Source organism: Nesterenkonia sp. E16_10 (assembly GCF_017347085.1).
Classification (GTDB): domain Bacteria; phylum Actinomycetota; class Actinomycetes; order Actinomycetales; family Micrococcaceae; genus Nesterenkonia.
Genome location: NZ_JADPSA010000042.1, coordinates 46,801 through 60,201 on the forward strand (window position 1 = coordinate 46,801; position 13,401 = coordinate 60,201).

Consider the following 13,401-nt stretch of genomic DNA (forward strand, 5'->3'; position numbering starts at 1 on the left):
GAAGCCCCGGGCCCGACCTTCGGCAGAGGTCCTAAGGAGGGCCCATGAACGAGAACATCCTTGAGATGCGCTCCATCACCAAGCGATTCCCCGGGGTGGTGGCGCTCCAAGACGTGAACCTGCAGGTGCGCCGCGGAGAGATCCACGCGGTCTGCGGCGAGAACGGGGCAGGAAAGTCCACCCTGATGAAGGTGCTCTCCGGCGTGCATCCGGCAGGCACCTACGAGGGCGAGATCCACTTCGAGTCGAAGCAGGTGAGCTTCTCTTCACTCAACGACTCCGAGGACCTTGGCATCGTCATCATCCACCAGGAGCTTGCACTGGTGCCACACCTTTCGGTGGCAGAGAACATCTTCCTGGGAAATGAGAAGAGTCGCGCAGGAATCATCAACTGGCACGACGTCAATCTTGAGGCCGCGGCCCTGCTGGACAAGGTCGGTCTGCGAGAGAACCCGGTGACCCCGGTGGGCCACCTCGGGGTGGGCAAGCAGCAGCTCGTCGAGATTGCCAAGGCGCTCAGCAAAGATGTGAAGCTGCTCATCCTCGACGAGCCCACCGCCGCGCTGAACGACGACGACTCCGCCCACCTCCTCGGTCTCATCCGAGACCTGCGCGAGGAAGGCGTCACCTGCATCATCATTTCGCACAAGCTCGGCGAGATCGCTGCAGTGGCCGACTCGACCACGGTCATCCGGGACGGCAGCACCGTGGAGACGATCGACATGGCGGAAGCCTCCGCCAACGGTGAGGACCTCACCCGACGGATCATCCGCGACATGGTCGGGCGGGACATGGAGAACATGTACCCGGAGCGGGACGTGACCCTCGGTGAAGAGGTCTTCCGCATCGAGGACTGGCACGTCAGGCACCCGACCCAGCGGGAACGCAAGGTGGTGGACGGAGCGTCGCTCAACGTCCGCGCCGGGGAGGTGGTCGGGATCGCCGGACTCATGGGTGCCGGACGCACCGAGCTGGCGATGAGCGTCTTCGGGAAGTCCTACGGCCGAGACATCACGGGAACCGTGTATATGCACGGAGAGCCGGTGAAGATCGAGACCGTCTCCGACGCGATCAAGGCGGGGATCGCCTACGTCAGTGAAGACCGGAAGCGCTACGGGCTGAACCTGATCGACGACATCCGCCGCAACGTGAGCTCGGCCGCGCTGAAGCGGATCGCTCCGCGCGGCTGGATCAACGAGAACGAAGAGATCGCGGTGGCAGAGCGCTACCGCACCTCGATGAACATCAAGGCGCCCACGGTCATGTCGGTCCTGGGCAAGCTCTCGGGAGGCAACCAGCAGAAGGTGGTGCTGAGCAAATGGCTCTACACCGAACCCGAGCTGCTGATCCTCGACGAGCCCACCCGCGGCATCGACGTCGGCGCGAAATACGAGATCTACTCGATCATCAATAAATTGGCGGCCTCCGGGAAGGCGATCATCGTGATCTCCTCCGAGCTGCCCGAGGTGCTGGGCATGTGTGACCGCGTCTACACGCTGTCCTCTGGCCGGATCACCGGGCAGCTGCCCGTGGAAGATGCCACCCAGGAGCGCCTCATGGAGCTCATGACTATGGAGAAGGACTGAGGCATGACCGGTACATCAAATCTCATCGAGCTCATGACGCGAAACCTGCGTCAGAGCGGCATCTACATCGCCTTCGTGCTCATCGTCCTGCTCTTCACGGTGCTCACCGGAGGCACGCTGCTCAGCCCGGGAAACATCACGAACCTGGTGCTGCAGTACTCCTACATCCTGATCCTCGCCATCGGCATGGTGATGATCATCGTCGCCGGCCACATCGACCTCTCCGTAGGTTCGGTGGTGGCGCTCACCGGCGGCGTGGCCGCAGTGGTCGTGATCCGCGAGGGCATGCCCTGGTGGGTGGGCGTCATCGCCGCACTCATCACCGGTGTCCTGGTGGGCATCTGGCAGGGCTTCTGGGTGGCGATCGTGGGGATCCCCGCATTCATCGTGACCCTTGCAGGCATGCTGATCTTCCGCGGACTGGCCATGCAGGTGCTGGACAACGTCTCACTCTCCCCCTTCCCGGAGGAGTACCGACAGATCGCTGGCGGCTTCTCCAACGGGCTGCTCGGCGGACCCGGCTACGACCTCTTCACGCTGGTGATCTTCGCGCTCGCCTCGGTGGGCTTCGCTGTCCAGCAGTGGCGTGCACGGATGCGCAAGCTCGAATACAAGCAGCCGGTTGAAGCTCTGTGGCTGTTCGCCGTCCGGGTGCTTCTGGTGATCACCGTCATCATGGCCTTCGGGTGGCAGCTCGCCAACTCGCGCGGGATGCCCTATGTGCTGGTGCTGCTCGCCGCGCTCGTGCTGATCTACGGCTTCGTCACCCAGCGCACCGTCTTCGGCCGCCACATCTACGCCATGGGCGGCAACCTCGACGCCGCCAAGCTCTCCGGCGTCAAGACCCGCAGGGTCAACTTCATGCTCTTTGTGAACATGGGCGTGCTGGCGGCCATCGCCGGCATCGTCTACTCGGCCCGCTCGAACTCGGCCCAGCCTGCGGCGGGAAACATGTTCGAGCTGGACGCGATCGCCGCGGCCTTCATCGGCGGCGCGGCGGTTACCGGCGGCGTGGGCAAGGTCCAGGGCGCGATCATCGGTGGTCTGATCATGGCGGTGATGTCCAATGGCATGCAGATCATGGGCATCGACCAGTCCACGCAGAACGTGGTGCGAGGCGTGGTGCTGGTGCTGGCCGTGGCCTACGACGTCTGGAGCAAGAAGCGGTCCTCGGTCAGCGCCTGAGGCCCATCCCGCGGCGAGCCCGTGGCAGTCCTCGAGTGTGCGATCCGATCAGGTGATCCGGCCAGGTCAGGCCGAACTCCTGGGAGGATCGCGCACTCGAGGACGTCCGGGCGACATCGCGCACCGTGACACCGCCCACGTCTGGAAGTATGAGGGAATGACCATCGATTCCGCACAGCACACCTCGGTAGTCCTCAGCGAATGGGCCCCGGTGGACGAGCGTCGGCTCTTCCTCGGCGAAGGCGCGCGTTTTCTGGAGACCGGCATCAGCCCGGTCCCGGAGACGCGGCAGCCCGACGCCGCCCAGCACCCCTTCGTGCTGGTCGACATCCTGGACGGCGCCCTGTACTCCACCACGGCCGAGCCCGGCTCGGGACTGACCCCGCAGGGCAGCCTGGACCAGCCGCTCGGCGCTGTGGCCCCGGTGCGCCAGCACAGCTCCGCACCCGACGGCCGCTGGGTCGCGGCACTGGGCAAGGGCCTGGCCCTGCTGGAACGCTCCGCCACCGGTGAGCTGCAGGTCATCGAGACCCTGGGCGAACCCGCCGCCGGCCGCTCCTCGGTGCCGCTGCGGATGAACGACGCCGTGGCCGACCCGCACGGCCGCTTCTGGGCCGGCGCCATGGCCTACGACGGCGACGCCGGGCAGGGCTTCCTGCTCCGGCTGGATCCCGACGGGGCGATCCACATCGTGCTCGAGGACCTGGCCATCCCCAACGGCCCGGCCTTCAGTGCCGACGGCGCCACGATGTACCTCTCCGACACCCCCACCGGCTGGATCCGCCGCTACCGGGTGGACATCGCCACCGGTGCGCTCGACGCCGGGGAGGACTTCATCCACATCAGCGAGGGCGGCCCCGACGGGATGACCGTCGACGCCGAGGACTGCCTCTGGTCCGCGGTCTGGGGAGCCTCCTGCCTGCACCGCTACTCACCGTCCGGGGAGCTGCTCGAACGCATCGCCGTTCCGGTCCGGCAGCCCACTTCCATCGCGCTCAGCGCAGCCCCGCCCTACCGGGTGATGGTCACCTCCGCCACCGAGAACCTCGAGGAGCCCATCGAGCACGACGGTCGGGTGATCACCGCCGAGGTCAGCGTCGCGGGACGCCCCGCGGTGAGCCATCTGCGCAGCTCCGGGCAGGAGCCGCAGGCCAACTGGGCCGGGAACCTCACCTACTCCGCCGACCGACTGGTCCGGCCGCGCTCCATCGAGGAGCTGGCCCGGATCGTCGCCGAGTCCGACCGGATCAAGGCATTGGGCAGCCGGCACAGCTTCAGCTCCGTGGCCGACACCACCGGCACCCTGATCGAACTCACCGCGATGCCGCGGGTCTTCACCCTCGACGCCCAGGCCGGCACGGTCACCTTCGACGCGGCCACCCGCTACGGGGACCTCGCCGCCGCGCTGCAGGCCGAGGGCTGGGCGCTGCCGAACATGGCCTCGCTGCCGCACATCACCGTGGCCGGGTCGGTGGCCACCGGCACCCACGGCTCCGGTGACCGCAATCCGCCGCTGGCCTCCTCCGTGCGCAGCCTGGAGATGGTCCTGGCCGACGGCAGCCTGCGCACCTTCAGCCGCGGCGACGCAGACTTCGACGGCGCAGTGGTCAGCCTCGGCGCCCTCGGGGTCGTCACCACGCTCACCCTCGACGTGATCCCCAGCTTCGACGTCCGCCAGGACATCTACGACGGGGTCAGCTGGGAGGGCGTGCTGGAGAACTTCGAGGAGCTCGCAGGCGCGGCCTACAGCGTCAGCCTGTTCACCCGCTGGGCCGGGGAGGACTTCGGGCTGGTCTGGATGAAGTCCACGCAGGAGCCCCCGGCCGAGGTGCTCGGCGTCGCCGCACGGCGCGAGGACATCGGTCTCGCCGGAGGACCCCCGGAGTTCGCCACGGAACAGGGCGGACGATGGGGCAGCTGGGACCAGCGCCTGCCGCACTTCCGGTTGGACTTCACCCCCAGCAACGGCGACGAGCTGCAGACCGAATACCTGCTTCCGCGCGAGAACGCCGTGGAGGGACTCCGCCGGATGCGCGCCCTCAGCTCCGAGATCGAACCGCTGCTGCTGATCAGCGAGATCCGCACGATGGCAGCCGACGAGCAGTGGATGAGCGGCGCCTCCGGTCGAGACACCGTCGGGTTCCACTTCACCTGGCTGCAGCGCGAGGCGGAGGTCGCCGCGCTGCTGCCGCGCCTGGAGGAGCAGCTGCTCCCGCTCGGGGCCCGGCCGCACTGGGGCAAGCGTTTCGCCACCACCGACATCGCGAGCTTCTACCCCCGGCTGGGCGACTTCACCCGTCTCGCGAAGGAGCTGGATCCCAAGGGCACGTTCCGCAACGCGTTCCTGAACGATCTGCTCTTCGGCGAGGAGCCGCGCGGCTAGGACATCACCGAGGCCACGGCCGCACCCCGCCGGGGCGCTGCCGGCGCCGGAGAGCGAGACACACATGTGGTTCGAGACATGGTCAGATCTGGGCCGGGTGCTGCTGATCGGCATGGCCGCCTACGCCGTACTGATCCTGGTGATCCGACTCTCCGGGAAGCGGACGCTGAGTCAGCTCAACGCCTTCGACTTCATCGTCACCGTGGCACTGGGCTCCGTGCTCGCGACCATCCTGCTCAGCAGCGACGTGTCCTGGTCCGAGGGTGCGCTGGCGCTGGTCCTGCTCGCGGGACTGCAGTTCATCCTCGCCTGGATCTCCGCGCGGGCGCCGAAGTTCCGGACCCTCATCACGGCGCGGCCTGCCGTGGTGTTCTGGCACGGAGAGATGCAGCAGGAGCAGCTGCGTCGCAACCGGCTCTCGGCCTCCGAGGTGCACCAGGCCATCCGCAGCAGCGGCTCCGGGGACCTGAGCAGCATCGGCGCCGTCGTGCTGGAGACCAACGGCACGCTCAGCGTGATCTCGGCGCAGAGCCTGGGCGACGGCTCCGCCCTGCGCGACCTCGGCTGAGTGACCTCGACTGAGCGACCCCGCTGAGCCGGAGTGTCGGAGCCGGACCGTCGCACGCCTCGGCGCCGCAGGACATGATTAGTTGCGCGGTGATGTGTTTTGCGACACAAGGCGTAAGGTTGACGCGGATCACGTTCCTGCTGCCGCCGAGGAGTCCGATTGACCGAGTCCACCGAAGTTCACCAGCCCGCCCCGACGTCCGCCGGGCGCCCTCTGCGGGTGGCCATCATCGGGCATGCGTTCATGGGCGTCGCCCACACCCACGCCTGGCGGACCGCGCCCAGGTTCTTCTCCATGCCGGCTCCGCCCGAGCTCGCCCTGCTCGTGGGTCGTGACGAGGCCCGCACCCGGGCCGCCGCGGATCGGCTTCAGATCGCGGAGATCGAGACCGACTGGCGCCGCGCCGTCGAACGCGAGGACATCGACGTCGTCGACATCTGCACCCCGGGCAACACCCACGCCGAGATCGCCCTGGCGGCCCTGGCCGCCGGCAAGCACGTGCTGTGCGAGAAGCCGCTGGCCAACTCGGTGGCCGAGGCCGAGGCGATGACGGCGGCCGCCGAACAGGCCGCGCCCCACGGGGCCCGGACCTTCTGCGGATTCAGCTACCGCCGCACCCCCGCGCTGGCGCTGGCGAAGCGCTTCGTCGAGGAGGGGCGGCTCGGAGAGATCCGGCATGTGCGGGCCCAGTACCTCCAGGACTGGCTCAGCGACGCCGACACCCCGCTGAACTGGCGGCTGGACAAGGACCAGGCCGGAAGCGGAGCCCTGGGCGATATCTGCGCCCATTCCGTGGACGCCGCCCAGTGGGTCTCCGGACAGCTCATCGAAGGCGTCTCGGCAATGCTGCACACCTTCGTGGAGACCCGCCCGCTGGCCGGCGCGGCCGAGGGACTGGGCGGCCGTGCTGAAGCCGGCGCGCCGCGCGGACCGGTGACGGTCGACGACGCCGCGGCGTTCACCGCCCGGTTCGACGGCGGAGCCATCGGCGTCTTCGAGGCCACCCGGTTCGCCCAGGGACGCCGCAACGCCAACCGGCTGGAGATCAACGGCAGCCTGGGCTCCATCGCCTTCGACTTCGAGTCGATGAACACCTTGGAGTACTTCGACGCCCGCGACGACCAGGAGGCCCAGGGCTTCCGCACCATCCAGGTCACCGATGCGGTGCACCCCTATACCGATCACTGGTGGCCGGTGGGCCACGGCCTGGGCTACGGGGACCTCTTCGTGCACCAGGTGGCCGACGTGGTCGCCGCCCTGGAGACCGGCACCGGTCCGCGCCCTGACTTCGCGGATGCGCTGAAGGTCCAGCGGGTGCTCCACGCCGTGGAGGCCAGCGCGCAGGACGCCAGTCGCTACACCCCGGTCCATCGACCCGAACCCCAAGACTGAGAGAGACCATGACCAAGAGCGCACTCATCGTCCGCGGCGGCTGGGACGGGCATCAGCCCGTGGAGGCCACCGAGATGTTCCTGCCCTTCCTTCAGGCCAGCGGCTACCAGGTGGCGATCCATGAATCCCCGGAGGTCTACGCCGACGCCGCGACCATGGAGTCCGTGGACCTGATCGTGCAGTGCATGACCATGTCCACCATCGAGAAGGACCAGCTGGCAGGCCTGCGCGCCGCCGTCGCCGGCGGCGCCGGGCTGGCGGGCTGGCACGGCGGCATCGCCGACTCCTACCGGGCCAGCGACGGATACCTGCAGCTGATCGGCGGGCAGTTCGCCCACCACCCGGCGGTGCACCCCGACGAGCGCACCGGGGAGCAGTCCGACTACTACACCCCGCATCGCATCGACATCGTCCCTGAGGCCGCCGATCACCCGATCACCGCCGGCATCGAGAGCTTCGACCTGGTCACCGAACAGTACTGGGTGCTCCACGACCAGCTCATCGACGTGCTCGCCACCACCACGCTGCCCAAGCGCGACTTCGACGACTGGGAGCGCCCGCATGTGAACCCGGCGATCTGGACCCGCCGCTGGGGACAGGGCCGGGTCTTCGTCTCGACCCCGGGGCACCGCGTCGAGGTCTTGTCGAACCCGAACGTGCGCACCATGATCGAGCGCGGCATGCTCTGGGCCAGCCGATGAGCGCCGGGGCAGGGTCACCGCAGGGATCAGCGGAAGAGTCGCCGCGGAGGCTCCACCTCGGGATCATCGGGGCCGGCAACATCAGCGGCCAGTACCTTCAGACGCTGAATCGGCTGCAGGACCTGAACCTGGTCGCCGTCGCCGACCTGGACATCGACCGCGCCCGTGAGGTCGCCGCGACCGGCGGCGCCCAGGGCATGAGCGTCGAGGATCTGCTGGCCTCCCCGGAGGTGGAAGCCGTCATCAACCTCACGATCCCGCGGGCCCACGCCGAGACCTCGCTGGCCGCCATCGCCGCCGGCAAGGGCGTGTACGTGGAGAAGCCCTTCGCCGCGACCGTGGCCGAGGGTCAGCAGATGCTCGCCGCCGCCGAGGCGGCCGGAGTGGTCATGGGCAGCGCTCCGGACACTGTGCTGGGCACCGGGGTGCAGACCGCACGCGCAGCCGTGGACGCCGGTCAGATCGGCACCCCGATCAGCGCGGTGGCCACCATGGTCACCGCCGGGCACGAGAGCTGGCACCCCAACCCTGACTTCTATTACCAGCCCGGTGGCGGGCCGCTGCTGGACATGGGCCCCTACTACGTCACTAGCCTGGTCACGCTGCTGGGTCCGGTGGCCTCTGTCATCGGCGCCTCCAGCGCGCTGCGCGCCGAGCGCGAGATCGGCTCAGGTCCCAGAGCCGGGGAGAAGCTGAGCGTGAGCACTCCGAGCCACATCACCGGCGCGCTGATCCACGAGTCGGGTGCCATCTCCACCCTGGTGATGAGCTTCGACGGCACCGCCAGCCAGGCGCCGCCGATCGAGGTCCACGGCACCGAAGGCTCGATGGCGGTCCCGGACCCGAACCACTTCGCCGGGGAGGTGCAGATCGCCCGCGACCGCGGCCAGTGGCAGACGCTGGAGACCACCGGCGGCTACGTGCAGGCCGCCCGGGGCTACGGCCTGGCCGATCTGTTCTGGTCCGGCGCCTTCGACGGCGACCCCACGCGGGGACGCGCGCAGGGAGCCCTGGGTCTGCATGTGCTCGAGGTGATGGCCGGGGTGCTCACCGCCGCGGAGACCGGCGCCTCGGTGACCGTCAGCTCCCGGGCGGATCGTCCGAGCGCGGTGCCGCTGGACCAGCGATGAGTCCCCACCTCGGGGGCCCTGCGGTCTCGGCCCGGGTGGATTGAGGCCTAGGCTTGCTGCCATGAACCCGCCCAGCTCCAGGCCCACGATGCGCGATGTCGCCGAGCGCGCGGGCGTATCGCCCAAGACGGTCTCCAATGTGCTCACCGGGAGCGCCCAGGTGCGGGAGCCGACCCGGCTGCGCGTGGAGCAGGCCATGCGGGAGCTGGACTTCGTGCCCAACCTCAGCGCCCGCGGGCTGCGCAACGGCCGGTCCGGAGTCATCGGGCTGGCGCAGCCGGACCTGCGGGCCGCCTTCTCCGCCAGCATGACCCACGCGGTGGTGGAGGCCGCCCACGCCCGGGGACTGGTGGTGCAGGTCGAAGAGACCGCCGCGGAGCCTGCGCGGGAACACGACCTGGTGACCCGGGCCCGCACGCACCTGATCGACGGGATGATCCTGAATCCCGTGCGGCTGCAGGACAGCGTGGTCGAGCACCTGGACCACCTGCCGCCGATCGTGCTGATCGGCGAGGTGGAGCAGCACCGCACCGACCGGGTCTTCATCAACTCACGATCCGCCGCCCGCGAGGCGGTCCAGCACCTGATCGCCCGCGGCGCCCGGCGGATCGTGGCACTGGGCGGCGCGGAGCACGGGGCCGGGCTGGACAAGGCCACCCAGGGGCAGCGGCTGCGCGGATACCTCGCCGGACTCGCCGAGGCGCAGCTCCCCGCACGGCCCGAGCTGCAGGTCGAGGTCCCGGAGTGGACCATCGCCGGCGGCGCGGCGGGGATGCGAGAGGTCCTGGAGCGGGGAGTGGAGTTCGATGCGGTCCTGGCCTTCACGGACTCCATCGCGCTCGGCGCCATGCATGAGCTGCGCAGCTGGGGGGGCCGGCTGCCCGAAGACGTGCTGGTCTGCGGTTTCGACGACGTCGAGCACGCAAGCTTCGCCGGCACCCCGCTGACCACGATCGCCTTCGACCACCAGGCCTACGCCAACGCGGCGCTGGACCTGCTGACCTCCCGAATGCGGGACCGCGGGCTGCCGCCGCGCGCACAGGAGATCCCCTATGAGCTGCTGGCGCGCGCCAGCACCCAGGGCCCTCCCGCCGGCTTCTCAGGAAAAAACTCACCGATCTAGTGTGACCCGTGCCACATCTGTGTAGGATGGGCCCAGTCTTTACATCGATGTAAAAGACAGCCGATCTCGATTGCGGAGCTTGAGCCCGCGCACGTCCGGAGTGGTGAGTCATGACCGAACTACGCGTCAACCGTCGAAGCGTCCTAGCCGGGGGCCTCGCCGCGGCAGGCCTTGCAGCGCTCTCGGGCTGCTCCCCGGGCCAGACCGGCGCCGCGCGGACCCTGCAGTTCTGGCACCTGCTCAGCGGGGGCGACGGGATCGCCCTGCAGGGACTGATCGACGGGGTGAACTCCGCCCACCCTGAATTCCACGTGCGCCCCACGGTGCTCGCCTGGGGTGCGCCGTACTACACGAAGCTCTCCATGGCCGGCGCCGGAGGCCGCGCCCCCGAGCTCGCGGTGATGCACTCCTCCCGCGTGCCCGGCTACGTCCCCGGCGGTCTGCTGGACCCCTGGGACCTGAACCGGTTCCGCGAGCTCGGCGTGGACGAGTCCACCTTCAGCGAACCGGTCTGGAACTCCTCGGTGGTCGACGGGGAGCTCTACAGCGTCGCCCTCGACGCGCATCCGTTCATCGCGCTGTACAACACCGAGATCTGCGAGCAGGCCGGGGCGCTGGACTCCGACGGTCAGCTGCTGCGCCCCAGCGATCCCGAGGAGTTCCGCGAGATGTGCCGCGAGATCGCCGGGGTCACCGGGACCCACGGCCTGTCCTATGGCTTCATCGGCGACGGCCAGCAGATGTGGCGGCTGTTCTACACGCTCTACTGCCAGCACGGCGCCCAGATGACCTTCCCGCCGGGGGGCCAGGTGGAGATGGATCCCGAGGCCTTCGCCGCGGTGCTGGAGTTCATGCACTCCCTGGCCGACGGCGAGATCGCCGCCCAGCGCGGCACCATCGATGTGGCGATCGCCGAGTTCGCCGCACAGCGCTCCGGCATCCATTTCACCGGCGTCTGGGAGCTGCCGGCGATGCAGGACGCCGGAGTGCCGGTCGGGGCCACCATGATCCCACCGCTCTTCGGCGGGGACGCGGTCTACGCGGACTCGCACTCCTTCGTGCTCCCACACCAGAGCGAACCCGACGAGCAGGCCCGCAACGACACCTACACGGTGGTCGCGGACCTGCTGAAGTCCTCGCTCACCTGGGCGGCCGCCGGCCATATTCCGGCCTACCTGCCCATCGTGGAGGACCCGGCGTACGCCGAGCTCACACCCCAGGCGGAATACGCCGAGGCCGCGGACTACCTGGTCTATGACCCGGTGGCCTGGTTCACCGGATCCGGATCCAACTTCGTCCAACAGTTCGGCCAGATCGTCGGCGGTGCGGTGGTCTCGGGCAGCGGCTACGCCGAGGCCGCGGAAGGCTTCCGCAGCTACGTCAACACCATGCTCGCCCAGCCCAATCCCGCCGATCCCCAGGGAGAACGGTCATGACAGATGTGATGGCAGACCGCAGCGCGGTCGGACCCGACCCGGAGGTGACGCCCGGAGAGACTCGATCCGGACCGCGCCCCGCCCCGCCCACACAGCGTCAGGCCAGGCGCCGCGGCCAGCTGGCCGCGTGGGCCTTCCTGGCGCCGTTCATGGTGGCCTTCGTGCTCTTCGTGATCTGGCCGCTGATCCACGGAATCTATCTGTCCCTGACGGATCAGTCCCTGACCGGCACCGGCGGAAGCTTCATCGGCCTGCAGAACTACTCCGAGGCGCTCTCCGACGCCGTGATGTGGCGCTCGATCGGCAACACCGTGTGGTTCACCGTGATCACCACGGTGCCACTGGTGCTCTTCGCGCTGATCATGGCCCTGTTGGTGAACACCGGGCTTCCCGGCCAGTGGCTGTGGCGGCTCTCCTTCTTCATGCCCTTCCTGCTCGCCTCCACCGTGATCTCCCAGATCTGGGTCTGGATCTTCAACCCCGAGATCGGCGCGGCCAACGAGATCCTCAGCGCCGTCGGCCTCGAGCCGATCGCCTGGCTGCAGACCGCGAACGTCGACCTGATCTCGATCGCCATCGCCACCATCTGGTGGACCGTGGGCTTCAACTTCCTGCTCTACCTCGCGGCGCTGCAGAACATCCCGACCCTGCAGTATGAGGCTGCGGCCGTCGACGGGGCCGGACCCTGGCGGCAGCTGTTCTCGATCACGCTGCCGCAGCTGGGGCCGGTCACCGGAGTCATCCTGATCCTGCAGATGCTGGCCTCGCTGAAGCTCTTCGACCAGGCCTACCAGATGATGGACGGCAACTCCTCGGAGAGCTCGCGACCGATCGTGCAGTACATCTTCGAGGCTGGGTTCGTCGGCTACCGCTTCGGCTACGCCTCCGCCATCTCCTACATCTTCTTCGTGCTCATCCTCCTCGTGGGCATCACGCAGATGATCGTGCTCCGCCGCCGGAAGGAAGACTCATGAGCGCCACGACGACCCTCAACGAGATCGATGCCCCTGGGGCCGATGTCACCCAGGTGAGACGGACCAACCGGATGCCGGGGGAGAAGCGCTTCGGGCTGCTCCGGATCCTCGCCTTCGCCGCCCTGGTGAGCATGGCGGTGCTCTGGCTGCTCCCAGTCTTCTGGGCGCTGGTGACCTCCTTCAAGACCGAGACCGACGCCGCCTCCGGAGGCCTCGACCTGATCGGCCCCAGCGGCTTCACCACCCAGGCCTTCGAGGCGATTCTCTCCCAGGGCAACGTCTACATCTGGGCGCTCAACAGCCTCTGGACCTCCGCGGTGATCACCGCCATCACCGTGGCGATCTCCGCGCTGGCCGCCTATGCCTTCTCCCGGCTCGACTTCAAAGGCAGTCGCTGGATCTTTCTCGCGGTCATCGCCTCGATCATCGTGCCGTCCCAGGCGCTGATCATTCCGCTCTACTACCAGATGCTGACCTTCAACATGGTCGACACCTACTGGGGGCTGATCCTCCCGCAGGTCGTGATGGCGCCGATCGTGTTCATCCTGAAGAAGTTCTTCGACGCGGTGCCGGTGGAGCTCGAAGACGCGGCCCGGGTCGACGGCGCGGGCCGGCTGCGGGTGTTCTTCTCCGTGGTGCTCCCGCTCTCGCGCCCGATCCTCGGCGCGGTGTCGATCTTCGTGTTCATCCAGGCCTGGAACAACTTCCTATGGCCCTTCCTGATCATCAACGACACCACCCTGATGACGCTGCCGGTCGGGCTGCAGACCGTGCTCAGCGCCTACGGCGTGCAGTACTCCCAGGTCATGGCGCAGGCGGTGCTCGCCGCGCTGCCCCTGGTGATCGTGTTCCTGTTCTACCAGCGCCAGATCGTCAAGGGGGTGGCGACCACCGGCTTCGGCGGCCAGTGACCGATCATCCAG

At 68.5% G+C, this 13,401-nt stretch carries 11 protein-coding genes; all 11 read left to right on the top strand.

Annotated features, from left to right (window positions below; genetic code table 11):
• The first annotated feature begins 44 nt into the window (after nucleotides 1-44).
• The gene (mmsA, locus tag I2487_RS13425; RefSeq protein ID WP_207170182.1) at nucleotides 45-1,586 is read left to right on the top strand and encodes a multiple monosaccharide ABC transporter ATP-binding protein; all 1,542 of its coding nucleotides are present in this window, start codon (nucleotides 45-47) and stop codon (nucleotides 1,584-1,586) included.
• Between the two features lie 3 nt (nucleotides 1,587-1,589).
• Nucleotides 1,590-2,771 carry a multiple monosaccharide ABC transporter permease gene (mmsB, locus tag I2487_RS13430; RefSeq protein ID WP_207170181.1) on the top strand — a complete coding sequence of 394 codons (1,182 nt, stop codon included), beginning with the start codon at nucleotides 1,590-1,592 and terminating at the stop codon, nucleotides 2,769-2,771.
• A gap of 157 nt (nucleotides 2,772-2,928) precedes the next feature.
• The gene (locus I2487_RS15780; protein ID WP_207170180.1) at nucleotides 2,929-5,154 is read left to right on the top strand and encodes an SMP-30/gluconolactonase/LRE family protein; all 2,226 of its coding nucleotides are present in this window, start codon (nucleotides 2,929-2,931) and stop codon (nucleotides 5,152-5,154) included.
• A gap of 64 nt (nucleotides 5,155-5,218) precedes the next feature.
• Entirely contained in the window at nucleotides 5,219-5,722 is a 504-nt protein-coding gene (locus I2487_RS13440; protein WP_207170179.1) for a DUF421 domain-containing protein, read from the top strand.
• 159 nt (nucleotides 5,723-5,881) lie between these two features.
• Nucleotides 5,882-7,114 (top strand): Gfo/Idh/MocA family protein, encoded by a 1,233-nt coding sequence (locus I2487_RS13445; protein WP_255546403.1) that lies wholly within the window; start codon nucleotides 5,882-5,884, stop codon nucleotides 7,112-7,114.
• 8 nt (nucleotides 7,115-7,122) lie between these two features.
• A complete protein-coding gene (locus tag I2487_RS13450) occupies nucleotides 7,123-7,815 on the top strand; it encodes a ThuA domain-containing protein (protein WP_207170178.1) in 693 nt (230 codons plus the stop codon).
• A complete protein-coding gene (locus I2487_RS13455; protein WP_207170177.1) occupies nucleotides 7,812-8,945 on the top strand; it encodes a Gfo/Idh/MocA family protein in 1,134 nt (377 codons plus the stop codon). Before I2487_RS13450 ends, I2487_RS13455 begins: the two co-directional genes overlap by 4 nt.
• 61 nt (nucleotides 8,946-9,006) lie before the next feature.
• Nucleotides 9,007-10,068, top strand: coding sequence for a LacI family DNA-binding transcriptional regulator (locus tag I2487_RS13460; protein WP_207170176.1), 1,062 nt, complete (start codon nucleotides 9,007-9,009; stop codon nucleotides 10,066-10,068).
• Between the two features lie 110 nt (nucleotides 10,069-10,178).
• Nucleotides 10,179-11,504 (top strand): extracellular solute-binding protein, encoded by a 1,326-nt coding sequence (locus I2487_RS13465; RefSeq protein ID WP_207170175.1) that lies wholly within the window; start codon nucleotides 10,179-10,181, stop codon nucleotides 11,502-11,504.
• Nucleotides 11,501-12,478, top strand: a complete 978-nt coding sequence (locus I2487_RS13470; RefSeq protein WP_255546406.1) for a carbohydrate ABC transporter permease — start codon at nucleotides 11,501-11,503, stop codon at nucleotides 12,476-12,478. The genes I2487_RS13465 and I2487_RS13470 overlap by 4 nt, the downstream gene beginning before the upstream one ends.
• Nucleotides 12,475-13,389 carry a carbohydrate ABC transporter permease gene (locus I2487_RS13475; protein ID WP_207170174.1) on the top strand — a complete coding sequence of 305 codons (915 nt, stop codon included), beginning with the start codon at nucleotides 12,475-12,477 and terminating at the stop codon, nucleotides 13,387-13,389. Before I2487_RS13470 ends, I2487_RS13475 begins: the two co-directional genes overlap by 4 nt.
• Nucleotides 13,390-13,401 lie beyond the last annotated feature (12 nt).